Genomic DNA, 24,743 nt, shown 5'->3' on the forward strand with positions numbered 1-24,743 from the left:
GTGCAGAATACGCACGAAAACACCTCGCGGAACATAACCGTGTGAACAGTAACCCTCAATCCGCATTTAACTGTGTTAAAAAAATGATAAAATTGCAATGTTTTTCCATTTATTGTACAATGAAAATGGAAAGGTTACTGTTAATGTGAGAAAATAAGATGAGGGGAGAAAGAGTTATGAGTAATACGAAGAAAAAATTACCGTTGGCTTTCTGGATTTTTACAGGTCTTCTTCTGGGTATCCTGGCTGGTATGGGATTAATGAAAACGCCGGAGATTGCGACCACGTATATTAAGCCATTCGGCACCCTGTTCCTGAACCTTGTGAAGTTTATTGTTGTTCCGATTGTGATTTTCTCGATTATGTCCGGCGTGATATCCATGAGGGATATACGGAAGGTGGGGAGCATCGGGGTAAAAACCATTGTCTATTATATGTGTACGACGGCATTGGCTGTTGTGATTGGCCTGGCGCTTGCAAATGCATTCAAGGGAAGCTTCGGCGAGATATCTGCCTCAGGACTCGAATATACGGCAAAAGAGGCTCCCAGCTTTATCGAAACCCTGGTCAACATCTTCCCGAGCAATGTGATTGGGCCGATGTCGGAAGCCAATATGCTGCAGGTTATTGTGATAGCGCTGTTTTTTGGCTTCGGCGTGATTTCAGTCGGGGAAAAAGGAAAGCCGTTCGCAGATTTTGTGGAGAGCGCGAATGCAATCTCCATGGTGATTATGGGAACAATCATCAAGTTCAGCCCAATCGGTGTTTTCTGCCTGATTACGCCCGTAGTGGCGGAAAACGGACCGGATATTCTGGGCAATCTGCTGGCGGTTCTGCTGGTCGCCTATGCCGGATATATCATCCATATGGCCGTAGTATATTCGTTTACGGTAAAAACGTTTGGTAAAATCAGCCCCCTCAAGTTTTTCGGAGGAATGTCGCCTGCGATGATTATGGCTTTTTCCAGCGCTTCTTCGGTGGGAACCCTGCCTCTTAATCTGGAATGCGTGGAAAAGATGGGCGGAAAGAAAGAAGTGGCAAGCTTCGTCCTGCCGCTCGGAGCTACAATCAATATGGACGGTACCGCCATTTATCAGGGCGTCTGTGCAATCTTTATAGCAACCTGTTACGGCATTAACCTGACTTTGGGACAGCAGATTACAATTATCCTGACAGCCACGCTGGCATCGATCGGAACAGCTGGGGTGCCGGGAGCAGGAATGATTATGCTGGCCATGGTGCTTCAGAGCGTCAACCTGCCAATCGAGGGAATTGCTCTTGTTGCGGGAATTGACAGAATATTCGATATGGGCAGGACGACGGTCAATATCACAGGCGATGCGGCATGTGCGCTGATTGTTTCGAAAATGGAGGAAAAAAGCGCGCGGCGGTGAAAGCAGTTAAAAACAATACATAGAAAAAGACAGGCTGGCAGGAGACGGAGTTTAACGGATAGGAGCCGGCCCAGGAAGGACATTACCATGTGAAAACGGTGGCCTGTACGCAGAACGTGCAGGCTATCGTTAGTTGTCAGAATGTACGGCCCATGATAGAATGATACCAGAATAACAAACAGGGAGAAATGCCATATGAAATCTTTAGTTTTAGCAGAAAAGCCCTCCGTGGCCCGCGATATTGCCCGCGTGCTTAAATGCGGCAAGTCATTGAACGGAGCGATGGAAGGCCAGGAATATATCGTAACATGGGGACTGGGACATCTTGTCACGCTGGCGGATCCGGAGGACTACCATCCGCGCTACAAAGAGTGGAAGATGGAGGATCTTCCGATGCTGCTGGATGAGTTTAAGCTGGAGGTCATCAAACAGACGGGAAAGCAGTATAACGCCGTCAAGACACAGCTTTACCGGAATGACGTGAAGGATATTATCATTGCCACCGACGCGGGCCGTGAGGGAGAGCTGGTAGCCCGGCTGATTCTCAAAAAGGCGGGCAGCAGAAAGCCCATCCGGAGACTTTGGATATCCTCTGTCACGGATAAAGCCATCCGGGAGGGATTTGCCCATTTAAAGGACGGAAGGGAGTACGATAATCTTTATGATGCCGCTATGTGCAGGGCGGAGGCCGACTGGATGGTGGGAATTAATGCCACCAGGGCGCTGACCTGCAAGTATAATGCGCAGCTCTCCTGCGGACGTGTGCAGACCCCGACGCTGGCAATGATTGCAAGGCGGGAGGAAGAGATAAGGCAATTCGTCCCCAGACCATATTTCGGAATACGGGGAGAAAGCCGCCATCCGGCCCTGACGCTTACCTGGCAGGACGGAGGGTCAAAGAGCGCCCGCTCCTTTGACCGGAAAAGGATAGAGGAGCTGGTTCAGGGACTTCAGGGCAAACAAGGTGTGGTGGAGGATGTGAAACGCACCCCGAAGAAGACGTACGCGCCACTTCTTTATGATTTGACGGAACTTCAGCGCGATGCCAATAAACGGTTCGGCTACTCGGCAAAGGAGACTTTGAACATCATGCAGCGCCTGTACGAAAACCACAAGGTGCTGACCTATCCAAGGACAGATTCAAGGTATCTGAGCGCCGATATCGTACCGACGCTGAAAGAGCGCTTAAGAGCCTGCGGCACAGGCCCATATAAGAAGCTGGCGGGGCGGCTTACGGGCCGTCCTCTCCCGGAAAAGCTGTTTTTCGTGGATAACGGCAGGGTATCGGATCACCATGCGATTATTCCGACCGAGCAGTTTGTACAGCTGGACCATATGACAGTGGATGAGCGGAGAATTTACGATCTGGTTGTCCGCCGTTTCCTTGCCGTACTGTATCCGCCTTTCGAATATGAGCAGACTGCTCTCACGGTAAAAGCGGGAAATGAATGCTTTACTGCCAGAGGAGAAATTGTAAAGGCGTCAGGGTGGCGCGAGGCATATGAAAATGAAAGAGAAGAAGAGGAAGACGCAGAGGGGGAGGAACAGGATGTAAAGGCCCAGAAGCTTCCCGACATCAAAAAAGGAGATATCCTAAACAGTATTACGTTCCGTATGACGGAGGGAAAGACAAAGCCGCCGTCGCCGTTTAACGAGGCTACGCTGCTCTCAGCGATGGAGAATCCGGCAGCCTACATGGAATCAAAGGATCGGGAGATGGCAAAAACGCTCGGTGAGACAGGAGGCCTGGGAACGGTTGCGACACGGGCCGATATCATTGAAAAACTTTTTTCAAGCTTCCTCCTGGAGAAGCGGGGGAAGGAAATTTTCCTCACATCTAAGGCGAAACAGCTTTTGAACCTGGTTCCGGAGGATTTAAAGAAACCGGAGCTGACGGCGCAGTGGGAGATGAAGCTTTCCAAAATAGCAAAAGGGAATTTAAAGCGGGACGCTTTTATGAAGGACATCAGGGAATATTCGGGTGAACTGATTTCCCAGATCAAAGCAGGGGAGGGCAGCTTCCGCCATGACAACCTGACTAATACGAAATGCCCGGTCTGCGGAAAGCGAATGCTGCTCGTAAAAGGGAAAAACAGCGAGATGCTGGTCTGCCAGGATCGGGAATGCGGCCACAGGGAGACGATCGCCAGAACCTCTAATGCCAGGTGCCCGGTCTGCCACAAGAAGCTGGAGCTGAGAGGAAAGGGCGAAAGTCAGATCTTCGTCTGTCGGTGCGGTTATAAAGAAAAACTGAAGGCATTCCAGGAGAGAAGGAAGAAAGAGGGCGCCGGGGTTTCCAAAAAAGACGTGGCAAAATATTTGAACCAGCAGAAGAAAGAGGCCGAGGCACCGCTTAACAATGCGTTTGCACAGGCGCTCAAGGGAATTAAGCTGGACAATTAACGGCCGGAAGCAAATTATTACATTAGATGACAGAAGCAGGGGGACAAATGGATAAGAATAAAATCCTGATAATCGAGGATGAGGCAGCCATCCGGGAGCTGCTCTGCATGAACCTGGAAGCCGTCGGATATGAGACGGATACGGCCTGTGACGGTATGCAGGCGGAACTTAAGATAGAGGAAGACAGGGGAGGGTATGATCTGGCCCTTGTGGATGTGATGCTCCCCGGACGCGACGGTTTTGATCTGATCGGAGGGCTGAATAAAAAAGAGATTCCCTGCATATTTCTTACCGCTAAAGCGGATGTGGCTTCCAAGGTCAGGGGGCTGCGCCTGGGGGCGGAGGACTATATTGTAAAACCGTTTGAAATGATGGAATTATTTGCGAGAGTGGAAAATGTCTTAAAACGCAGGAGTAAACTGAAGAATACAATTGAAATTGACGGCTGCCGGATTGATTTGACCGGCCATAAGGTGTTTGAGGAGGGGCAGGAGATTCAGCTGAAGCCGATGGAATACGATTTGTTTCTTTTTCTATGCCGCAACCGGAACGTGGCTTTTACAAGGAACCAGCTTTTAGACAGAATCTGGGGCGGTGATTATGAGGGAGAGACGAGAACGGTGGATGTCCATGTCGCCAGTTTAAGGAAAAAACTGAAGGCAGCATCCAGGATACAGACAATTCCCAAGCTGGGATACCGCCTGGAGGTTTAAAGCCTATGAAGCTTACAAAAAAACTGCTGCTCATCATTTCCGCCAGCCTGGCCGGAGCCCTGCTGGCAGTCAGTATTCTGGCAATCTGGCAGATGCGTTCCCAGAGTATTTCCATGGCTGTGGACAATTACGACAGGCAGATGGACTCAATTTCCTATGTGTTTTCTGAGATTGGCACCAGGGAAGATTTTGAGGCCATGGGGGATATCGCCGCTGAGGCGTATTTGAAATACCAGTTCCGAAAGTGCTATAAAGATGGCTATGCTCTGCTGAAAGGGAGTGAGAGCATCGTCAATCTGACCGATTATGAGATTCTGGCTCCCGATATCCTGAAGGAGCCGTATCTGATTCAGCATCTGGGAAAACAGGCAGTGCTGCTGATGAAGAGAGAAATCACCCAGTTTCCCGGCTACGATGTGCTGATGGCTCAGAATATTACGCCCTATTATCAGGAAATAGAACGGCGTGCCGCGTATCTGGCCCTGCTTTGCACAGGTGTCTGGCTGATAACCGTGACCGCCGCTTTTTTCCTGACCCATAAGGCGCTGATGCCTCTGAATGAGCTGACAAAGGCCGCGGTAAAGATTGGTAACGGAAATCTCAGCGAGAGGGCGCCGGTGCAAAGCCAGGATGAAATAGGGGAATTTGCCGAAGTCTTTAACCAGATGACGGAAAAAGTGGAGAAACAGGTTGAAGATCTGCAGCTGCTCCTGGGGGCTCTGGCCCATGAGATAAAGACTCCGATGACAGCGGTGATTGGTTATTCCGACAGCCTGCTGCACGTGAATTTATCCGGGGAACAGAAAGAGAGGGCGCTTAAGGAGATTCACCATGCCGGCCTCAGGCTGGAGCGTCTGTCTTCCAAGATGTTAAGCTTTCTCGGCTCTTATGAGAACGATGAAATCCGGTTTGAGACAATTCAGGTAAGAGAATTATTGCAGAACGCTCTAAAAGATACCAAGCCAATTTGGGAAGAAAAACAGATTCAAATCGAGTGGAATGTGCAGGATTTTCCGCTCAGGGCCGACAGGGAGCTTTTCCTTTCTCTTCTTTATAACCTGATTCATAATGCGGTAAAGGCATCGGAGCCTTTCAAAAGATTGTGGATTGAAGCAGATAAAGAGAAGAACACGATTGTGATAAGGGACGAGGGCTGCGGCATACCTGCAAAGGATCTGCCGCATGTGACGGAAGCCTTTTATATGGCGGATAAATCCAGAAGCAGAAGCGAGGGAGGCTCCGGGCTGGGGCTGGCCCTTTGCAGAAAAATTGCATCGCTGCATTCCGTCAGGCTTGAGATAAAGAGTCCCTGTGCACCCGGAAAGAATACGGGCGGAACCGAAGTTACCCTGCACCTTCCCGTTTACAAAACGTTTACAATTTGATGAGGATTTTGACGCCGCAGGAAGGTATACTGTGAGTACTTAGCAAAGAAGGATAAAGGAGTGGAGAGTAAATGAAAAGAAAATTATCAATCCGTCTGCTTCTTGTGACGGCTGCTGTGACAGGACTCGCTTCAGGCTGCGGCACAGGCGCGCACCAGCAGGTAATCGGTGAGATACAGGAAACACGGACCGAGCAGGAGAATATAACGGAAGGCACATCGGCTGACGGCGCGGCCGACCGGCATGAACTGAGAGTGGCGGAGCAGGTACAGGCTCCGGAGCGTTATAAAACAGAGGTGAAGGATAAGGGGCTGTATCTCACGGCAGATGCATCAGTTGAGGTTCCTGATTTGGATCGTGCCCTGATTAAGAAGTCACGCGCCGTTAATTTTACAAAAGAAGAATACGAGAAGGTAAAGGAAGTATTATCGAAAGAACTGGAGCTTGAGTGGGGAGAAGGAAAGACGGACCGGCGCTATCTTCAATATGAAGGAGGAGTCTGGGACTATGTGGATGTTACGGATGCCGACAATGCGGAAATAATCAAGAAGGCGGAAGGCGGCAGTGAAAACAGCGCCTATGACGAGGTCACGAATGTGAGCGGGACCGGCGCGGACGGAAGCAGTTACCAGCTCAGCTACCGGACGGGCACAGGGGATATCACACCGCCCACAACGCTGATTTGGCTGTCAAAACGAATAGAGGATGGACGCTACATCGACAAAACGGCAGTCATCCATAAGAGCGGGGACGAAGAATCCGCCGCACGGTCCGAGCTTGCCGGACAGCTTCAAAAGAAAGCGGAGGCGCTGGTTGCAGAAGTCGGATTCAAGAACTATAAGGTTTATAACACAAGATGGAGGGAATCGTTCTACCGCACGAAGGAGGGGAATTTATCCGAATTTGAGTACTGGCTCACATTTACGCCTTCGATAGACGGAATCGGATGCACCTGGACGAATGCCGACCTGATGGGAAACTCAGTGCTGAACGGCCCCTATATCGACCTCCTTTTAAAGGAAGACGGTACGCTGAACTATATGAGGATAATAGGGAAGGAAGAGATAGAGATCAGCGGCGCGGACGGAACGTTTCTTCTCCCCTTTGAGGCCATTCACCAGCTCTTCGAACAGTATTGCAAAGACTTTTATGGGAACAGCGGTGAACAGGAGGGGGAGGCGGTTCTGAAGGACGGGAAAACGCAGATAGGCCGGACAGAAGCCATAACCCGCCTGAATGTCAACAGTGTCAGGCTGGAGTATGCTTTCATTAAACGGGAAAACGCCGCCGCCAACTCGGAGCAGGAACTGATACCTGTATGGAACTTTTACGGAAGCATATCACGCGGCCCGACAATCGGAGAGGAAGACAGACCGCAGGGCATGGTGGAGAATGTAATTCTGCCGGAAGGGATTATTCTTTCCATCCGCGCGGATGACGGCCGGATTCTGGTGGAATAAATATGTTGATGGAATGTTAAAAAATGATAAGATAACCGGCATCTTTTATTAATACAATAATAACCTATCTTTCAAATTTCTTTATATTTACAAAAGAAATCAGACGAAAATGAAAGGTTAATTAAAACACTGATAAGGAACGGCCAAACCCCTTCCCTTTTTCTAAAACCAGAATACAATGAAGGTAGGTTGAAAATAGAAAAAGGAGGGACGACATATGAACCTGGTTGCTATTTTACTTATTATTGTATATGGCATCATCGGAGGACTTTCCACTGCGGTTCTTACCATAAGCCTGCCGGTGCTGATTATCTGGAAATTTTACAGGAAGTTTAAATACCATAAGGCATTGACCGATTAGTTAAAAAGATGCCGCCAAGAATGAAAAAGAATATGGAAGATCGGATAACATGAGTTGTCAGCAGCCGAAAGAACCCGGCGGCGGGCAACTCATGTTTTTTCTTTTAACAGGAAAGTTCTGTGTGAACAGTAACCCGGTGCTGACTCTTTATTCGATAAGTCCGAAAGAGGTATTTCACGGATTCAGCAGACATGGTATAATTTAGTTATAAACAAAACAGGAGGGAGCCATGGATTTAGATTTACTGAAGCTGTTCGGCACACTCAGGCCCTACGGCAGCAGAACGAATGACCGCCTCTTTTTACGCTCCATAAGACGCAGGGCGGCCTATTTCATAAAACACTCCCCGGAGTACCGTGCAATCTGTGAAGATGCCGGTTTCCATCCGGCCGTTTTAAAAAACATGAAATCGTTAGAGCAGATTCCGGTCATCCCCACACTGTATTTTAAACGGAATAAAATAGGAATCAGGCGTGGGCCGGCAGTGGAAGTCACTTCCTCCGGAACCGGGGGAACGGCCAGCAGGCTTAGTTATTCCGTCTGGGAGATATGTCTTTTGGCGGCAATGGCAGTCAATCTCGGGCGGATTCACGGGCTCTTTTCCCGCAGGCCGGTTCATTATATTATGCTGGGATACCAGCCCTCAAAGGAAAACAAAGCGGTGATTTCAAAGACAGCCTGGCTGTCCACTCTGTATGCGCCGGCAATCAGCAGGCGTTATGCCCTGGAATACCGGAAGGGCGTAAGAGGAGAAAGCGGTACCTATACCCTCAATCTGCCGGGAATACTGGAGAATCTGGCGCGTTGTGCAGAGGGCACACATCCGGTCAGGCTGGTTGGTTTTCCCTCCTATACCTATTTTTTACTCAAAAAAATGAAACAGGAAAACATAATATGCCGGCTCCCGGGGGACTCCCGTGTGATGCTTGGCGGGGGATGGAAGCAGTTTGAGAAAGAGGAAATTCCAAAAGAGGAATTATACACGCTGATTTGGGAGGTCCTTGGGATAAACAAAACCCGGGTGCATGAATTTTTCGGCGCGGCCGAGCATCCGGTTCTCTACTGCAGCTGCAAAAACCATCATTTTCATATTCCGGCTTATGCACGGGTTTTGATCCGCGATACGGAGACGCTGGAGGCGCTTCCCAAAGGCCGCGCCGGGCTGGTAAACCTGTTGACGCCCATTGGTTCGGATCTGCCTTTGATGAGCGTGATGACGGATGACATTGGGGTGCTGCATGACAAAAAAGAGTGCGGCTGCGGCATTAAAAGCGATTATCTGGAGATTCTGGGGAGGACGGGGGCAAAGGGAATACGGACATGCGCCGCCGGAGCGGCGGACTACTGGCAGGGAATATAACGTCCGGCAAAATAGCAGAAAACAGAGCGGTACAAGCGGCAAATTCTCCGGTAGTGTATAAAATAAAGTAAAGCCAACGAAGGATTATTTTTATGAAGAAAAGAATTCCGCTGGAAAAAGCAGCCCTTCAGGTCTGTATTGATAGTGAAAAGCAGCCACGCATTTATCAGTTAACGCCCCGTCAGGGCAGAATCAAGCTGGATGAGGTGCAGGACGCGCCGGTAGCCATGTACCCGGCGTCGGTATGCACCGTGAATTTTGATACCGGAAGATGGGGGATTATTCGGGTATTTATTGTAAGACCGGAAAATTATACCGGAAATTCAGGCACTATTTTTTACATCCATGGAGCCGGCTGGGTATTCGGAAATTTCCATACCCATGAAAAGCTGGTCAGGGAACTGGCGGCCCGAACCGGTTCGCTCGTCGTATTTCCGGAGTACAGCCTATCGCCGGAGGCTAAATATCCTGTCGCCATAGAGCAGTGTTACAGGCTGCTCTGTTCGCTTCCTGCTTTCACATATGGTACGGGAGGGCCGTTTAACCTTGAACGGCTGACCGTTGCAGGGGACAGCGCGGGAGGGAATATGGCTGCTGCGCTGACACTCATGGCAAAATACAGAAACGGCCCCAGGATTCACAGGCAGCTTTTGTTTTATCCCGTAACGGACGCCTGCTTTGATACCTGCACCTATATGAAATTCGCAAAAGATTATTATCTGTACCGGGACGGAATGATATGGTTCTGGAACCAGTATACGGCGAATGAGGCTGAGCGCGCCCAGATAACTGCGTCCCCGCTCCGGGCCTGTCCGGAGCAGCTTGCCGGACTGCCGGCAGCATTAATCATAAACGGGGAGGCGGATGTACTGCGCGACGACGGCGTGGCTTACGCCTCTAAGCTGCTTCTGGCGGGAGTAGATGTGACGGCGGTCAGAATCAGGGCAACGATCCATGACTTTGTAATGCTGAATGCCCTCGACCAGACGAATGCATGCAGGGCTGCGATGGATTTGGCTGTAAGCTGGCTGGAAAGAAAGTAATAAAGGAAGATACCGGAGAGAAAGAGGAAATCAAGATGGTTTTTCTGGATGGACAAATAACGGATTTTGCCGATAATATCGAGGCGGTAAAACAGATAAAAAAGAAGATTGTAAAAACGCTTTCGGGAGGGGGCCTGGATCCGGAAATCGTGATTCAGGCTGCAGACCGTCTGGCTGCCGATATCATGTCCGGCAGATCATGCATGGCGGATGGAGAATGGCCCGCGATAAGCCGGGATTATCCGCCTGCTTCTTTTGCCGGGTATTTCACGGCAGATTCTCTGAGGAAGAAACGAAGGCTGGAGCTTCCGGAAATACCGGACTGCCCGGAGGAGGGAAAACGCTTTTTTAGAGAACCTCTGGGAGTGCTGCTGCATATCGCATCCGGAAATGCGGCCGGTCTGCCCGCATACAGTGTTCTGGAAGGACTCCTGGCAGGAAATATCAATATTCTCAAGCTGCCCTCCGGGGCCGGGGGCCTGTCCCTTTATATTTTGAAAAAACTGACGGAATACGAACCGCGGCTGAAAGAATACATCTATATACTGGACACGCCCTCCGGTGATAAAAGGGTGATGGAGATGCTGATGCGTCTGGCCGGAGGGATTGCAGTGTGGGGCTCTGACGAGACGGTTCGGGCGGTGAGGGAGAGCGCCCCGGTTAATGTCAAAATTATCGAATGGGGCCATCGGCTGAGCTTTGCTTATATTGCAGATATGGATGTCCCGGAAGAAAAACTTGAAGGCCTGGCACGCCACATTTTCAGTACAAACCAGCTTCTTTGCAGCTCCTGCCAGGTTGTTTATCTGGATACGGATAACTTTGAGGAGGTAAAGAAGTTCGGCCTCCGGTTCTCATTAGTGATGGAGCGGGAAGGAAGGCGGTATGGGAATCCGCTGTTTATCAGGGGAAAAACAGCCGTTGAGAGGCTGACCCAAAAGCTTGAGCTTGCCGGAGGAACGGAAAGGAACGGGAAGAAAGGTCCGGCCGAACGCTGCATATACCCGGCCGGTCATGGGAGCGTGACCTGTATAAACGACAGCAGACTGGAATTATCCGGGCAGTTCGGCCATGTCCTGGTCAAGCCGCTTCCCCAAAAAAAGATTTTCTCCCTTTATCCATGTAAAAGACACCTTCAGACAGCAGGAATTTATCCGGAAAGCGCTAGTCTGATAAAGACATTGGCAAGATGCGGCCTGACGAACTTATGCAGTCTTGATAATATGGGCAGTTTTGGAATATTGAGTTCCCATGACGGGACATTCGCATTGCGGGAATACACGAGGATTACGGAATATAAAACAGGAAGTGGGGGAGGATTATGAACTATCTGATTGGGATTGACGTGGGGACATCGGCGACAAAAACAGTGTTATTTGATGAAGAAGGGACGGTTATTGCTTCTGCCTCTAAGGAATATGGAATGATTCAGCCGCAGAACGGATGGGCTGAACAGAATCCGGGGGATTGGAAGAATGCCGTTCTTGAGACGCTTTCAGAAGTCAGGGAGCGGTCGGGAGTTCCGGCCGGGGCGATAAAAGGAATCGGGCTTTCCGGACAGATGCATGGCCTTGTGATGCTGGATGAAGACAATGAGGTAATCCGTCCCTCCATCATCTGGTGCGACCAGAGAACCGGCGGACAAGTGGAGGAGATGCTGCAGATTATGCCGCGGGAGAGGTGGATAGAGCTGACTGCCAATCCGCCGCTGACCGGCTGGACTGCGGCAAAAATTTTGTGGGTAAAAAAGCATGAGCCGGAGAATTATCAAAAATGCCGCCATATATTGCTGCCAAAGGACTATATCAGGCAGGTGCTGACCGGCGTGTTTGCAACGGAAGTTTCGGATGCCAGCGGCATGCAGCTTTTGGATGTGCAGGGCCGCTGCTGGTCTGAGGAGGTTCTGCGCGCTCTGGATATTGACAGGTCCCTTCTGGGGGAGGTATACGAATCCTGTGAGATAACGGGAACCCTACTGCCTGAGATAGCGGAGCGGACAGGCCTGAACGCGGATACGATAGTGGTCGGAGGAGCCGGCGACAATGCGGCAGCGGCGGTGGGGACCGGTGTTGTAGCGGACGGCGCCGCATTTACAACGATTGGGACATCCGGGGTGGTATATGCCCACAGCAGCAAGCTTGCCGTAGATCCGAAGGGGAGGGTGCATACATGCTGCTGTGCCGTTCCGGGAGCATGGCATATGATGGGAGTGACCCAGGCCGCCGGTTTATCCCTGAAATGGTTCTGCGGACAATTCTGCCAGGATTATATGGTGGAGGCGGAGCGTCAGGGAAGAGATGTCTATGATTTAGTGAATGAAGCGGTCCAGGAGATAAAACCCGGCAGTGACAGGCTTATTTACCTGCCCTATCTGATGGGAGAGAGGACACCTCATTTGGATCCGGACTGCCGCGGCGTATTTTTCGGACTGTCGGCCATCCATACGAAAAGCCATCTTTTAAGAGCCGTCATGGAAGGCGTTGCGTATTCGCTCTTCGACTGCAGCGAAATTCTTGGGGATACGGGTGTGAAAATCACAGAGATGATGGCCTGTGGCGGCGGAGGGAAAAGTCCTGTCTGGAGGCAGATGCTGGCCGATCTTTACGGCTGCCCGGTTAAGACGGTGAAGCAGCAGGAAGGTCCGGCTCTTGGAGCTGCGATACTGGCCGGCGTGGGCTGCGGTATTTATGACAGTGTAGAGACAGCCTGCGGCCGTCTGCTGAGGATGAGCAGCAGCACGGAGCCGGAGGAAGAAAACACGGTGCTCTACAGACAGTTCCATTGTCTGTACCAAAGACTTTATAGCAGTCTGAAAGAAGATTTTAAAGAGCTTGCCGGACTGTAAGACGGTGTGGGAAGGAAAAGGAGACGCCAAATGATACCTGCTATAGAAAACAGACGAAGCATGGCGTTAACAGTACTTTACCGTAAACATTCAAATCCCTCCTTCATATCATAAAGAAGGAGGGATTTATTATGTCAGAACGTTCATACACACCCAGAGATATTTTTGCAGATATTCTTGAAGACAATGAACCGCAGGCTGTTGCCTGGGTCAGGGGAGATGCCGCTCATCCGGCCTTAAGCGGCATGATCAAATTTTATAAGACGCCGTATCAGGGTGTACTTATTGAAGCCGAAGTATTCGGCCTTCCGGATCAGGGACGGCCGTCTCAGAGCAATTACTATGGATTCCATATCCACGAAAATGGAAACTGCAGCGGTACGGCGGCAAGCCCGTTCGCTAACGCCGGTTCCCATTACAACCCGTCTAAAGCACCTCATCCGTTACATGCCGGTGACTTCCCGCCTCTGCTGAGCAATCAGGGGTATGCCTGGATGTCCTTCTATGATAAGCGGTTTTCGCTCCAGGATATTCTGGGGAGATCCGTAATCATCCACAACCAGCCCGATGACTTTACAACCCAGCCGTCAGGTAATTCCGGCGCGATGATAGGCTGCGGCGTAATCATGAAGAATTAGGTCACTGTTCACACGGTTCCGTTCCTCCGGACTTCAGTTTCACCAGCAGCCTGCGGGTCAGGATTACCGAAGTGATGGTGTAATAGATTTCCAGCGCGCTGCTGACGATTCCGACCAGTATCAGGAGGAAAGCCGAACCTGCTACGATTCCTGCCCACGCAAAGAGGCAGGAACCGTAGCGGGACGGATCCGTGCGGTATTCTTTCAGGATAATCAGGAAAAGACTAGCCAGCAGAAGAACGGCGGCCATAAATGCAAATATAATATGAAGAAACGATTTAAACGGCATCTCCTCCGGCAGATAGGGGGTAGTGATGGCACAAAAAAGCAGGACAAGTGAAGAGGGAACCAGGAAGGTTCCTTTTGGTTTCTGTTTCATAAGCCGGATAGCGGTGCGGAGAGAGTAGTAGAAATACGCTCCCACCAGAACTCCCCACAGAACGAAGGCGTCTTTCCTGTGCAGATAGTTGCCGATAACGGAAAAATTCGTTGTAAACCACCCGTATCCTTTGACAAAAAGGATGGTATAAGCCGGAATAATAATATAAGCTATCAGGTTAAGCATAATGCAAAAATTCCTCTCCAAATAAATTTACAAAAGAGTAGTATACCAGAATGTAAAAGATATAGGGTGAAATTTTTATAGTATTTTTGTTAAATTTTTATAATACTGTAAATTTTGTTTTTTAACAGCTTTATAAAATTCCGTAAATAACCTGCCTGTGCAGGCTATTGTCGCTCATACCATTAAGCAGGTTTTAACCTAATTATCCGTTAATTCTTTAATTGCTTTGACTATTCTGTTTAATCCCTCTTCCAGCATGCTTTGCGGGCAGGCAACTGTCATTCTAAAATATCCGGCTCCGGATTCGCCAAATACATGACCGTTTTCAATCAATAAATCATACTTTGTTATCAGTAATTCAAATAATTTTTCGTAATCTACATATGCTCCAAAATTTATCCAGGCTAAAAACGTCCCCTCAGGCTTTTTGTATTTTACTTTCGGAAGATGTTTATTAAGATAATCCACTAAAAAATCAAAGTTCTGCTCAACATATTCCATGACTTCATCAACCCAATATTCGCATTTATTATAAGCGGTCTCTGCTAAAACCATATCAAGCGGCGGGGCAAAACTAATATAATGTTTTTTCCTTGTTTCTTTGTGCCATATTTGTTTTAACTCTTCATCATCTATGATTATTTGTGAAATTGGTACCCCTCCGACATTGAAGGTTTTGCCTAAAGCCACAGCAGTAATAATTTTACTGTAATCACTTATCGTCTTAAGTGGATGATGCGTTACATTAGCTCGTGTTAAATCGCAATGCAGTTCATCAGAGAAAATTAAAACATCATTTTCTTGACATAAATCGACTATTTTCTTTAATTCATCCTTTGTCCATACCCTGCCTACCGGATTATGCGGTGAACATAAGATTAGCATTGTATTATTAGGATCTTTTAATTTGTTTTCTAAATCAATAAAATCAATGCTATAATTCTCATCGTTATTTATTAACTGATTATTAACTATTTTTCTATCAGTTCCTTCTATTAACTCGGCAAATGGATAGAATACAGGCTCCTGAATAATAACTCCTTCCCCTTTTTTTGTAAAACCTCTTAAGATAAAACCCAATGCAGGCAGAACACCCGGCGAATAAAAGATGGAATCTTTTGAAATGGTCCAATTGAATCGTCTTTTATACCATCCTTGAACAGATTCAAAATAGCTGTCGCCCGGCATAGAATGTCCAAGAAATCCATGCTCAACCCTTTTAATCAGTGCTTCAGTTATTTCATCAGCAACTTTAAATTCCATATCCGAAAGCCATAGAGGCAATGCTGTCTCTGATACTCTGCTGTCCACAAAATCTTTATGATCCCATTTAACACAATCCGATCCTTTTCTATTGTATAGCTTGTCTAAAATTAATTTTCCCATAGCGCCGCTCCTTTTACTATTTTATATATCTCTTATTATCTATAACACAGAAGATTGTGAGGAACAACTTAACAGAATTCCAAATAGAGGGCGATAAAAATTAAGATTGTGTCATCACAGTAGACGTTTACACGTAATTTAGATATAATGTGTATATAAAACTGCTTTACTACGCTAAAATTTATGCTTTTAGAACCTTTCTGTGAAACGAGGTGGATTTATATGTCGGAATACCTGATGGAATTAGGCAGCATTCTTAGAAAAGTGAGAAAATTACGTGGTTTAACTATCCAACAGCTAGCAGATAAAATCCAGAAAAGTAAATCAACGTTGTCAAAATACGAGCGCGGCGAAATAGCAATAGATATTCTTACTATTAAGGAAATTTCTCGGGTTTTAAATATAAGCATTGATGAGTTATTACCTGGAACCGCTGATAATTCAAGTCAACATTGCTATCCTTCCACTGCAAATGTCCCATCATTTTTTAAAAACAATACACGTTTTTATTCTTATTATTATGATGGCCGGAATAAAAATATAATTTGTTCCGCTTTATTGGTTAAAAATGCTCATGATGATAACTCTATCGGTGTTCATATGTACATGAATATAAAAGATATAAATTACCCTCAGGCATGTGAAAATACATACTATGGTCTGATGACTCATCATGATATAATTACTAGAATGGACTTCATTAATCGTGATACTTCAGTAGAAAAAGCATCAATAGCTATTCTCTCTCCATTTGTTGAAAATGATGAAAGATGGGGGCTTTGGTCAGGAATTTCTACAAGGCCGGTAATGCCGGCCTCAATAAAGATGCTCTTTACAAAAACTCCCCAAAAGACAGACATAGACCTAAAAAAGAAACTAATGTTAACACAAGAAGATTACAAACTAATAAAACTTTATAATATGTTTACCGTATTTTAAACAATACAATCAAAGAAACAGCAGTGAGGAACAGTCTGTCCCCGGCCGTCATAAACTAAAAGAAAAAGGATAACACATTTATGACGGTAAAAAGTGTCAATACAAGAAATCTGACGAAAGCGGAACTGGATAAAGAAGACGCGCGTATTAAAGAGATGACGGCGGCAGAGCTTCGTAATTTCAGGGAGAGCTTTGACGCGGACCAGATGGGTTTTGCCGGCAGGAAGGAGGGTGTCTGATATGGAAATCAACCGTCTTCTGACGCCATATAATTACAGCAACGGTCTGGAGAGCCGTATCAAATACATTGTAATCCATTATGTAGGAGCTACAGGCGGAGCAAAAGCCAATTGTGAGTATTATGCAAGCAAATACATCGGGGCCAGCGCCCACTACTTTGTGGGCTTTGAAGGAGAGATATGGCAGTCGGTGGAAGAGCGCAATATCGCATGGCATTGCGGAGCCAATGCATATAAGCATCCCGAGTGCCGCAATTCCAACAGTATCGGAATTGAGCTGTGTGTCAGAAACAAAGGAAGCCAGGCGGCAACCAGCCGCGACTGGTACTTTGAGGACGCCACGGTGCGTTCGGCTGTGGCCCTGACCAGAGAGCTGATGGAAAAATACAAGATAACGGCAGACCGGGTGGTCCGCCATTATGATGTCACCGGTAAAATATGCCCGAATCCTTTTGTCTATAATCATACGGATCATACCTGGGAGGAGTTTAAAGCCGCGCTTAAATCAGCCGGTTTCACACCGGGCTGGGAGAAAGATACTTTGGGCAGATACCGCTATGTACAGGCAGACGGCACCTATGCAGTTAATAAATGGCTGCTGATTAACCACCATTGGTATCTGTTCGGGAAGGACGGATATATGCTGACTGACTGGCAGCGCTGGAATGGCAGCAGCGTCATCGGCCCGAATGATCCGGGAGACTGGTATTTCCTCGACAATACGGTGGATGGGCCGTTGGAGGGGGCATGCTGGCACACGCTGAACAACGGAGCACAGGTGATCTGGTTTGTGGATTAGCAGACGTACCGATTTATTATATTGATTCAATTTTACGGCTGACAAAAGCGGAGGCGCTGCAAAACCGGTTTATTCCAGTTCTGCAGCGCCTCCGCTTTTGTCAGCCGTCTGCTCCTACTGTATAAGATAAACTTCCGCCATCTGCGAACCAAACTGGCGTGTCTGGGCATGGGTGTCAAAGAAAATATCCACATGTCTGCCCTTTACGCCGCCGCCGACATCCTCTGCCGTGTAAACGGTTCCGTTAATCATCAGTTTGCTTCCGATGGGGATAACCCTGGGATCCACAGCCACCGTATGCCCGGCCGCGGCGATTGCTCCGGAACTGGTATGGCGTCCCCATCCCTCGGAACAGGAACGGCAGGGGCAGTAGGCGGTAAGACGGAAGGTGCCGAGAAGGTGGGCCGTCCTTCCGTCTGTGGCTGCGGCCGCGTTCCCTTTTGTATAGTAGACGGAGTTAGTGAACTTCTGTCCGTCTTTGTAAGCTGCCGCCGAATACGTTCCGTCGGCTAAATTGCTCAGATCAACGGTCGCGGTAAAAGCCGGGGTTCCTTCTTCTCCCACCTGTGAAACCAGGTCATTTCTTTTGGAATCCGGTTTGGCAGGTATTTCACTTACCGTTTCGCCGGTCACGGTGTTCGTGATTTTCAAAAGAATATCGGGAGAGGAGAGCGGGGAAGCCGTCTCATAGGCCCAGCCGGAAATCTGCGTTCCGTTGAAAACGTCAACGCTCCCGACGATGGCGCCTGCTGAGGCAAAAGCCGGTGTTGTATAGAGGAATGTGAGACTTATCATCAGTAAGAGATACTTTAGAATAAACGTTTTTTTCATAATAGATAAACGCTCCTTTCTGTTACCTTACTTACAATAATTACATATCGTAACATAATTTAACAAATATGTAACAATTAGGTAACAGTATTGTATTATACATGATTTCCAGATTTTGTCAAGTTCAAAAAAAACAGACGCTATGACAAGATTATCATTTGTCATAGCGTCTGTTTCTTTGAAAGGACCGGCGTCAAAAAATCTGAGAGCCGTGTCTGTCTTTACTCCACCGCGTATACATCAACTGTTTTCAGACCGTAATTAAGCGCCTGCTGATGTGTGTCGAAAAAGATGTCCAACTTATTGTCGACTACATTCGTTCCGATGTCCTCTACCGTATAAATGGTGTCGCCTATCATTAATTGAGTGCCGATAGGGAAGCGGTTTATATCCGCCGAAATGGTGTGGTTAGCTGTAGGGACGGTTCCTGAATAGGTCAGCTTATGGCCGCCCGGACAACACTGGGAACAGTTACAATATGCAGTTGTCTGGAATTTACCGAGATAAGCTCCCTTCTTTCCAGTTTCCGGTGAGGCCGGTACCGGAGCGCTTTTGTCTCCGGCAGGTCCCTGTGACGCTGCCTTCACGCCGGCCGTCTCCTTCTTACTGTATTGGGGAGAGCCGTAAATCCGGTTCTTTCCGGAAGCCGTCTCAACATATCCCTCCACGATAAAGGATGTGCCTTCAAGGCTGTCCCAATTCACAGTGTAAGAAAAGGCGTGATTGCCGTTTCCCATGCTATTTGCTAAATCACTACGGTATTGGTCTGCTGTCACTCTGGCAAGTTCCTTTGCCTCGGTAGTTCCGTCTGTGTAAACATAGAGGACTACGGAAGCACTTTTGTCAGGATTGTCCGTATCAACTGCCCATCCGCTTATGACGGAACCGGTAATCGGGTCCATCTCGCCGTTTGAATTGTCGGCGAAGGATGTAAACACACCCATCAGCATACAAATGATGGTCAGAGCTGCTACGGCAAATCCATGGCGTAATCTTGTTCTCATGATTTTCCTCGCAATCCGGTTTTATTTTGTTTTGGCAATGGAAAGCCCGTTTGACGCGCAATCCATCATGTTTCATAAATATTATGATGTATTATCATTATATTACAAAATTATTAAAAGTCAAGATAAACAGCGGAAACGCCCCGTATGGGCAGTGCAAAAAACGCTTATAAAACGTTGCTTTTCACCAATTCCGGAGAACAAGCTATAGATGAAAACAGGTCCGATGGATACTTCATATTGTGGAAAAAACTGGAAAACCAATTCAAATTTTATTAAGAAAAATATTTTTCTAAAAATTTCTAAAAAATTAGAAAAACGGGTTGACAAAAGGAAGGTGAAGTAATATAGTATCAATGTAGATGTTAGCACTCTCAAAGGTTGAGTGCTAATAAATTAAAAACTTCCTTCCGGGAAGATGGATACTGAGAAAGGATGAATGCAGATGGAACTGGATGAGAGGAAAGAAAAGATATTAAAAGCGATAATCCAGACCTATCTGGAAACGGGGGAGCCGGTCGGCTCCAGGACGATTTCCAAGTATTCCGACCTGCAGCTTAGCTCAGCGACCATACGCAATGAGATGTCCGACCTGGAGGAGCTGGGTTATATTATACAGCCCCATACCTCGGCGGGACGGATTCCTTCCGATAAGGGATACCGATTCTATGTGGATCAGTTGATGAAGGAAAAAGAGAATGAAGTCACTGAGATGCAGGAACTGGTGATTCAACGGGTGGACAGGGTGGAACTGCTGTTAAAGCAGCTTGCCAAGCTTTTGGCCGTCAACACGAATTATGCAACAATGATAAGCGGTCCCCAATATCATCACACGAAACTGAAATTTATCCAGCTTTCCAGGGTAGAGGCAGGGAAACTTTTAATAGTGACGGTTCTGGAGGGCAATATTATCAAGAACTCAATTGTCCGCCTGGACGCAGAGCTGAATGATGATGAGATCCTGAATTTGAACATACTTTTAAACAACAGCCTGAACGGCCTGACAATTGAGCAGATCAATCTGGATGTAATCAGCAATATGAAGGAACAGGCCGGCGACAGACGCCAGGTTGTGGACCTGGTGCTGAATGAAGTGGCTGAGGCAATCAGGGCCAATGAAGAGGACCTGCAGATATATACGGAAGGAACTACGAATATTTTCAAGTATCCGGAACTGAGCGACGGCCAGAAGGCCAGCCAGCTAATAAGTACTCTGGAACAGAAGGAGCTTCTTAAAAATCTCTTTACGGAATCCGGGGAGGGAAGCGAAAAGCATGAAATACAGGTGTATATCGGCAATGAGACCCCGGTTCAGTCCATGCAGGACTGCAGCGTCGTAACGGCCAATTACGTATTGGGAGACGGTCTGCGCGGAACCATTGGAATTATAGGTCCTAAGCGTATGGACTACGAAAAAGTGGTATCTACCCTTCGATCGCTGATGAGCCAGCTGGAAGATACTTTTAAAAATGAAGAAAGGTGAGTTGCAAAGTGAGCGAAGAGATGAAAGATATAGAGATGAATGATATAGAATTGAATGAATCCGCAGCTGCGGAAGAAACAAACGGCATGGCAGCCGATGAAGCGGCAAAAACCGAAGAGACATCGGCGCAGGGAAACAATGAGGCGTCAGAAGAGGCGGACGGTGAAGCTTCCGAGACGGGCGCAAAAGAAAAGAATACCGAGAAAAAGGGGTTCTTTTCCAAAAAGAAAGATAAGAAGGATGAGCAGATTGAAGAACTGACAGACCGTCTGAAGCGCACGATGGCGGAATTTGACAATTTCCGTAAGAGAACGGAGAAGGAAAAAGCGGCCATGTATGAAATCGGGGCAAAGGATATCGTGGAACGGATCCTTCCGGTTGTGGATAACTTTGAGAGAGGGCTTGCAGCCATTCCTGAAGCAGAGGTGAAATCGGCTTTTGCAGAAGGCATGGATATGATATATAAGCAATTATTAAAAACGTTAGAAGAGGCAGGGGTAAAGCCAATCGAGGCAGTAGGCCAGCCGTTCGACCCGAATTTCCACAATGCGGTGATGCATGTGGATGATGAAACACTTGGGGAGAATGTGATTGCCGAAGAATTCCAGAAGGGATATCTCTACCGTGACAGCGTAGTAAGGCACAGCATGGTAAAAGTGGCGAACTAGGCAGCAGAAAAGACAGTTTTAAGATAACAGAGACAACAACACAAATTTAGAAATTTGGTAAACAATTAATTCAGGAGGAAAAAACTATGAGCAAGATTATCGGTATTGACTTAGGTACAACAAATAGCTGTGTGGCAGTTATGGAAGGCGGTAAACCAGTAGTTATCGCCAATACAGAAGGCGTAAGAACAACACCGTCCGTAGTGGCATTTACAAAAACAGGAGAGAGGCTGGTAGGTGAGCCTGCTAAACGTCAGGCAGTTACCAACGCGGAGAAGACCATCTCCTCTATCAAGAGACATGTAGGTACAGACTATAAGGTTTCAATCGACGACAAGAAATATACTCCACAGGAAATTTCCGCTATGATTCTTCAGAAACTGAAAGCAGACGCAGAAAGCTATCTGGGAGAAAAAGTAACGGAGGCCGTTATCACGGTTCCGGCCTACTTTAACGATGCTCAGCGTCAGGCTACGAAAGATGCCGGAAGAATTGCAGGACTGGATGTAAAACGTATCATCAACGAGCCGACGGCGGCAGCGCTGGCCTACGGTCTTGACAATGAAAAAGAGCAGAAGATTATGGTATATGATCTGGGCGGCGGTACGTTCGATGTATCCATCATCGAGATCGGCGACGGCGTAATTGAAGTTCTCGCTACCAACGGCGATACACGTCTGGGCGGTGACGACTTTGATAACAGAGTGACACAGTGGCTGATTGATGAATTCAAGAAAGCAGAAGGCGTAGATCTTTCCGCTGACAAGATGGCACTTCAGAGGCTGAAAGAAGCGGCTGAGAAGGCGAAAAAAGAGCTTTCTTCCGCAACCACAACCAATATCAACCTTCCGTTCATCACCGCTACGAGCGAAGGTCCGAAGCATCTGGACATGAACCTGACAAGAGCAAAATTTGATGAACTGACAAGAGACTTAATCGAGAGAACAGCAATCCCGGTACAGAACGCATTAAAGGATGCCGGAATCACAGCGTCCGAGCTTGGTAAAGTCCTTCTGGTGGGCGGTTCCACACGTATGCTGTCCGCACAGGAGAAAGTAAAACAGCTGACAGGCCATGAGCCGAGCAAGTCCTTAAACCCGGATGAGTGTGTTGCCATCGGTGCGGCTATCCAGGGCGGTAAGCTGGCAGGCGATGCAGGTGCAGGAGATATCCTTCTTCTGGATGTAACTCCGCTTTCCCTCTCTATTGAGACCATGGGCGGCGTAGCTACAAGACTGATTGAGAGAAATACGACAATTCCTACAAAGAAGAGCCAGATTTTCTCCACTGCGGCCGATAACCAGACAGCGGTTGACATTCATGTAGTACAGGGTGAGAGACAGTTTGCAAAAGACAACAAGACATTGGGCAATTTCCGTCTGGATGGCATCCTTCCTGCAAGAAGAGGCGTTCCTCAGATCGAAGTTACCTTTGATATCGATGCCAACGGTATTGTAAACGTGTCTGCCAAGGATCTGGGAACAGGAAAAGAGCAGCACATCACAATCACATCCGGTTCCAACATGTCCGATTCCGATATTGATAAAGCGGTAAAAGAAGCGGCGGAATACGAAGCACAGGATAAGAAGAGAAAAGAAGCGATTGACACGAGAAATGATGCAGATTCCATCGTATTCCAGACTGAGAAGGCACTGGAGGAAGTCGGCGACAAGATCGATGCAAACGATAAGGCCGTTGTCGAGGCAGACTTAAATGCCCTGAAAGAGGCAATCAACAAAGCTCCGATTGATCAGATGACGGATGCCCAGGTTGATGAGATTAAAGCCGGTAAGGAAAAACTGATGGCAAGCGCGCAGGCTCTGTTCGCAAAGGTTTACGAAGCGGCACAGGGAGCGGCAGGCGCACAGGGAGGTCCTCAGCCGGGCCCGGATATGGGCGCAGGCGCACCTCATGATGACAATGTAGTTGACGGAGACTTCAAAGAAGTGTAATATAGCTTCTGACAGTGATTAAGATAAAAAACACGTAACGGGGATTGGGCAAAGCCCAAGCCCCTTTACGGGTGTTTAGGAGAGGAAGACTTGACATGGCAGAGAGTAAGAGAGATTACTATGAAGTCTTAGGCGTTTCTAGGGATGCTGACGACGCAGCCCTTAAAAAAGCATACAGAGCACTTGCTAAAAAATATCATCCTGACGCAAATCCAGGCGATCAGGCTGCGGCAGATAAGTTCAAGGAAGCTTCGGAAGCCTACAGCGTATTAAGCGATCCGGAAAAGAGAAGACAGTATGATCAGTTTGGTCATGCGGCCTTTGACGGTGCGGCAGGCGGCGCCGGAGGATTCGGCGGCTTTGATTTCAGCGGCGCGGATATGGGCGATATTTTCGGCGACATTTTCGGTGATTTGTTCGGCGGAGGAAGAAGCAGCAGAAGCGCAAGCAATGGGCCGATGCGGGGCGCCAACGTGCGTACCAGCGTGCGTATCACATTTGAAGAGGCGATTTTCGGCTGCGAGAAGGAACTTGATCTGAACCTGAAGGAAGTCTGTGATAAATGTCACGGAACCGGTGCAAAACCGGGAACCCAGCCACAAACCTGTACAAAATGTAACGGCAAAGGAAAAATTATGTATACGCAGCAGTCCTTCTTCGGCCAGATCCAGAATGTTCAGACCTGTCCGGACTGCGGCGGTACCGGCAAGATTATCAAAGAAAAATGTCCGGACTGCTATGGAACCGGTTTTGTCACCAGGAGAAAGAAAATCAAGGTTACAATTCCGGCCGGTATCGATAATGGCCAGAGTCTGCGCGACCGGGGCAACGGTGAGCCGGGTATCAATGGAGGCGAAAGGGGCGATCTGCTTGTAGAAGTAATCGTATCCCCGCATCCGATATTCAAACGCCAGGATACGAGCATCTATTCCACCGTACCGATCTCCTTCGCCAAAGCGGCGCTGGGCGGCCCGATCCGTATCAAGACAGTGGATGGGGAAGTGGAGTATGAGGTAAAAGCAGGTACGCAGACCGACACGAAAGTGCGTCTCAAAGGAAAAGGCGTTCCGTCGCTTAGGAACCGGAATATCAGGGGCGATCATTTCGTGACTCTGGTTGTACAGGTTCCGGAGCGTTTGAACGAGGCTCAGAAGGAGGCGTTAAGGCGCTTTGATGATGCGATGAACGGTGTGGCTCCGGATGGGGAGAAGCCTAAGAAAAAAGGATTGTTTAAATAAACGGGTGAGGACGCTGCCGGTACGGCCAGCGGACGGG

22 protein-coding genes are annotated in these 24,743 nt (G+C 48.0%); 18 read left to right on the forward strand and 4 right to left on the reverse strand.

All coding sequences use genetic code 11. The features are described 5' to 3' along the window. The first annotated feature begins 158 nt into the window (after window positions 1-158). From CLOSYM_RS00105 to CLOSYM_RS00150, 11 genes are all read left to right on the forward strand, one after another. Window positions 159-1,394, forward strand: a complete 1,236-nt coding sequence (locus tag CLOSYM_RS00105; RefSeq protein WP_021640468.1) for a dicarboxylate/amino acid:cation symporter — start codon at window positions 159-161, stop codon at window positions 1,392-1,394. Window positions 1,395-1,589: 195 nt separating this feature from the next. Continuing rightward, window positions 1,590-3,797: a DNA topoisomerase III gene (locus tag CLOSYM_RS00110; RefSeq protein ID WP_021640469.1), complete on the forward strand. Its 2,208-nt coding sequence runs from the start codon at window positions 1,590-1,592 to the stop codon at window positions 3,795-3,797. A 47-nt stretch (window positions 3,798-3,844) separates the two neighbouring features. After that, a complete protein-coding gene (locus tag CLOSYM_RS00115) occupies window positions 3,845-4,510 on the forward strand; it encodes a response regulator transcription factor (protein WP_009296209.1) in 666 nt (221 codons plus the stop codon). Window positions 4,511-4,515: 5 nt separating this feature from the next. Further along, window positions 4,516-5,895 carry a HAMP domain-containing sensor histidine kinase gene (locus CLOSYM_RS00120; protein ID WP_003498628.1) on the forward strand — a complete coding sequence of 460 codons (1,380 nt, stop codon included), beginning with the start codon at window positions 4,516-4,518 and terminating at the stop codon, window positions 5,893-5,895. Window positions 5,896-5,966: 71 nt separating this feature from the next. After that, entirely contained in the window at window positions 5,967-7,355 is a 1,389-nt protein-coding gene (locus CLOSYM_RS00125; protein WP_021640471.1) for a DUF6034 family protein, read from the forward strand. A gap of 217 nt (window positions 7,356-7,572) precedes the next feature. Next, window positions 7,573-7,716 (forward strand): hypothetical protein, encoded by a 144-nt coding sequence (locus CLOSYM_RS22885; protein ID WP_003507966.1) that lies wholly within the window; start codon window positions 7,573-7,575, stop codon window positions 7,714-7,716. Between the two features lie 229 nt (window positions 7,717-7,945). Beyond that, the gene (locus CLOSYM_RS00130) at window positions 7,946-9,076 is read left to right on the forward strand and encodes a LuxE/PaaK family acyltransferase (protein ID WP_009296213.1); all 1,131 of its coding nucleotides are present in this window, start codon (window positions 7,946-7,948) and stop codon (window positions 9,074-9,076) included. 92 nt (window positions 9,077-9,168) lie between these two features. Next, the gene (locus CLOSYM_RS00135; RefSeq protein ID WP_021640472.1) at window positions 9,169-10,119 is read left to right on the forward strand and encodes an alpha/beta hydrolase; all 951 of its coding nucleotides are present in this window, start codon (window positions 9,169-9,171) and stop codon (window positions 10,117-10,119) included. Then, window positions 10,071-11,444 (forward strand): acyl-CoA reductase, encoded by a 1,374-nt coding sequence (locus CLOSYM_RS00140; RefSeq protein ID WP_044901997.1) that lies wholly within the window; start codon window positions 10,071-10,073, stop codon window positions 11,442-11,444. The genes CLOSYM_RS00135 and CLOSYM_RS00140 overlap by 49 nt, the downstream gene beginning before the upstream one ends. After that, a complete protein-coding gene (gene xylB / locus CLOSYM_RS00145) occupies window positions 11,441-12,964 on the forward strand; it encodes a xylulokinase (protein ID WP_021640474.1) in 1,524 nt (507 codons plus the stop codon). Before CLOSYM_RS00140 ends, xylB begins: the two co-directional genes overlap by 4 nt. Before the next feature lie 131 nt (window positions 12,965-13,095). Further along, window positions 13,096-13,602 (forward strand): superoxide dismutase family protein, encoded by a 507-nt coding sequence (locus CLOSYM_RS00150; protein WP_009296218.1) that lies wholly within the window; start codon window positions 13,096-13,098, stop codon window positions 13,600-13,602. A gap of 1 nt (window position 13,603) precedes the next feature. On the opposite strand, the gene CLOSYM_RS00155 is transcribed toward CLOSYM_RS00150, so the two are convergent. Both CLOSYM_RS00155 and CLOSYM_RS00160 read right to left on the reverse strand, forming a co-directional pair. Beyond that, a complete protein-coding gene (locus CLOSYM_RS00155) occupies window positions 13,604-14,167 on the reverse strand; it encodes a hypothetical protein (RefSeq protein WP_021640475.1) in 564 nt (187 codons plus the stop codon). A gap of 198 nt (window positions 14,168-14,365) precedes the next feature. Next, on the reverse strand, window positions 14,366-15,553 hold the full coding sequence (locus CLOSYM_RS00160; protein WP_021640476.1) for a MalY/PatB family protein: 1,188 nt from the start codon (window positions 15,551-15,553) through the stop codon (window positions 14,366-14,368). Between the two features lie 222 nt (window positions 15,554-15,775). Between CLOSYM_RS00160 and CLOSYM_RS00165 the strand changes: the two genes are divergently transcribed. From CLOSYM_RS00165 to CLOSYM_RS00170, 3 genes are all read left to right on the forward strand, one after another. Further along, window positions 15,776-16,492 (forward strand): helix-turn-helix domain-containing protein, encoded by a 717-nt coding sequence (locus CLOSYM_RS00165; RefSeq protein WP_024738305.1) that lies wholly within the window; start codon window positions 15,776-15,778, stop codon window positions 16,490-16,492. Window positions 16,493-16,572: 80 nt separating this feature from the next. Beyond that, on the forward strand, window positions 16,573-16,731 hold the full coding sequence (locus CLOSYM_RS22890) for a hypothetical protein (RefSeq protein WP_003498610.1): 159 nt from the start codon (window positions 16,573-16,575) through the stop codon (window positions 16,729-16,731). A 1-nt stretch (window position 16,732) separates the two neighbouring features. Continuing rightward, complete coding sequence (locus tag CLOSYM_RS00170; RefSeq protein WP_021640478.1) at window positions 16,733-17,530, forward strand: peptidoglycan recognition protein family protein; 798 nt, start codon at window positions 16,733-16,735, stop codon at window positions 17,528-17,530. Between the two features lie 114 nt (window positions 17,531-17,644). Here the strand turns inward: CLOSYM_RS00170 and CLOSYM_RS00175 are convergent, their stop codons facing one another. Together CLOSYM_RS00175 and CLOSYM_RS00180 are read right to left on the reverse strand one after the other, a co-directional pair. Beyond that, on the reverse strand, window positions 17,645-18,361 hold the full coding sequence (locus CLOSYM_RS00175) for a 3D domain-containing protein (RefSeq protein ID WP_003507954.1): 717 nt from the start codon (window positions 18,359-18,361) through the stop codon (window positions 17,645-17,647). Window positions 18,362-18,582: 221 nt separating this feature from the next. After that, the gene (locus tag CLOSYM_RS00180) at window positions 18,583-19,365 is read right to left on the reverse strand and encodes a 3D domain-containing protein (RefSeq protein WP_003507951.1); all 783 of its coding nucleotides are present in this window, start codon (window positions 19,363-19,365) and stop codon (window positions 18,583-18,585) included. A gap of 439 nt (window positions 19,366-19,804) precedes the next feature. On the opposite strand from CLOSYM_RS00180, the gene hrcA reads away from it, so the two are divergent. The 4 genes from hrcA to dnaJ all read left to right on the forward strand — a co-directional run bounded on the left by hrcA (window position 19,805) and on the right by dnaJ (window position 24,706). Next, window positions 19,805-20,848 (forward strand): heat-inducible transcriptional repressor HrcA, encoded by a 1,044-nt coding sequence (gene hrcA / locus CLOSYM_RS00190; protein WP_021640483.1) that lies wholly within the window; start codon window positions 19,805-19,807, stop codon window positions 20,846-20,848. A gap of 20 nt (window positions 20,849-20,868) precedes the next feature. Further along, a complete protein-coding gene (gene grpE / locus CLOSYM_RS00195) occupies window positions 20,869-21,516 on the forward strand; it encodes a nucleotide exchange factor GrpE (protein ID WP_009296223.1) in 648 nt (215 codons plus the stop codon). Between the two features lie 86 nt (window positions 21,517-21,602). Continuing rightward, entirely contained in the window at window positions 21,603-23,468 is a 1,866-nt protein-coding gene (gene dnaK, locus CLOSYM_RS00200) for a molecular chaperone DnaK (protein ID WP_003498598.1), read from the forward strand. Between the two features lie 95 nt (window positions 23,469-23,563). Then, the gene (gene dnaJ, locus CLOSYM_RS00205) at window positions 23,564-24,706 is read left to right on the forward strand and encodes a molecular chaperone DnaJ (RefSeq protein WP_003498597.1); all 1,143 of its coding nucleotides are present in this window, start codon (window positions 23,564-23,566) and stop codon (window positions 24,704-24,706) included. Window positions 24,707-24,743 lie beyond the last annotated feature (37 nt).

The organism is [Clostridium] symbiosum ATCC 14940 (assembly GCF_000466485.1).
Classification (GTDB): Bacteria; Bacillota; Clostridia; order Lachnospirales; family Lachnospiraceae; genus Otoolea; species Otoolea symbiosa.

Coding starts and splice junctions, on each gene's coding strand:
- CLOSYM_RS00105 (WP_021640468.1), top strand. CDS start 159: ATGAGGGGAGAAAGAGTTATGAGTAATACGAAGAAAAAATTACCGTTG.
- CLOSYM_RS00110 (WP_021640469.1), top strand. CDS start 1,590: ATGAAATCTTTAGTTTTAGCAGAAAAGCCCTCCGTGGCCCGCGATATT.
- CLOSYM_RS00115 (WP_009296209.1), top strand. CDS start 3,845: ATGGATAAGAATAAAATCCTGATAATCGAGGATGAGGCAGCCATCCGG.
- CLOSYM_RS00120 (WP_003498628.1), top strand. CDS start 4,516: ATGAAGCTTACAAAAAAACTGCTGCTCATCATTTCCGCCAGCCTGGCC.
- CLOSYM_RS00125 (WP_021640471.1), top strand. CDS start 5,967: ATGAAAAGAAAATTATCAATCCGTCTGCTTCTTGTGACGGCTGCTGTG.
- CLOSYM_RS22885 (WP_003507966.1), top strand. CDS start 7,573: ATGAACCTGGTTGCTATTTTACTTATTATTGTATATGGCATCATCGGA.
- CLOSYM_RS00130 (WP_009296213.1), top strand. CDS start 7,946: ATGGATTTAGATTTACTGAAGCTGTTCGGCACACTCAGGCCCTACGGC.
- CLOSYM_RS00135 (WP_021640472.1), top strand. CDS start 9,169: ATGAAGAAAAGAATTCCGCTGGAAAAAGCAGCCCTTCAGGTCTGTATT.
- CLOSYM_RS00140 (WP_044901997.1), top strand. CDS start 10,071: ATGCAGGGCTGCGATGGATTTGGCTGTAAGCTGGCTGGAAAGAAAGTA.
- xylB (WP_021640474.1), top strand. CDS start 11,441: ATGAACTATCTGATTGGGATTGACGTGGGGACATCGGCGACAAAAACA.
- CLOSYM_RS00150 (WP_009296218.1), top strand. CDS start 13,096: ATGTCAGAACGTTCATACACACCCAGAGATATTTTTGCAGATATTCTT.
- CLOSYM_RS00155 (WP_021640475.1), bottom strand. CDS start 14,167: ATGCTTAACCTGATAGCTTATATTATTATTCCGGCTTATACCATCCTT.
- CLOSYM_RS00160 (WP_021640476.1), bottom strand. CDS start 15,553: ATGGGAAAATTAATTTTAGACAAGCTATACAATAGAAAAGGATCGGAT.
- CLOSYM_RS00165 (WP_024738305.1), top strand. CDS start 15,776: ATGTCGGAATACCTGATGGAATTAGGCAGCATTCTTAGAAAAGTGAGA.
- CLOSYM_RS22890 (WP_003498610.1), top strand. CDS start 16,573: ATGACGGTAAAAAGTGTCAATACAAGAAATCTGACGAAAGCGGAACTG.
- CLOSYM_RS00170 (WP_021640478.1), top strand. CDS start 16,733: ATGGAAATCAACCGTCTTCTGACGCCATATAATTACAGCAACGGTCTG.
- CLOSYM_RS00175 (WP_003507954.1), bottom strand. CDS start 18,361: ATGAAAAAAACGTTTATTCTAAAGTATCTCTTACTGATGATAAGTCTC.
- CLOSYM_RS00180 (WP_003507951.1), bottom strand. CDS start 19,365: ATGAGAACAAGATTACGCCATGGATTTGCCGTAGCAGCTCTGACCATC.
- hrcA (WP_021640483.1), top strand. CDS start 19,805: ATGCAGATGGAACTGGATGAGAGGAAAGAAAAGATATTAAAAGCGATA.
- grpE (WP_009296223.1), top strand. CDS start 20,869: ATGAAAGATATAGAGATGAATGATATAGAATTGAATGAATCCGCAGCT.
- dnaK (WP_003498598.1), top strand. CDS start 21,603: ATGAGCAAGATTATCGGTATTGACTTAGGTACAACAAATAGCTGTGTG.
- dnaJ (WP_003498597.1), top strand. CDS start 23,564: ATGGCAGAGAGTAAGAGAGATTACTATGAAGTCTTAGGCGTTTCTAGG.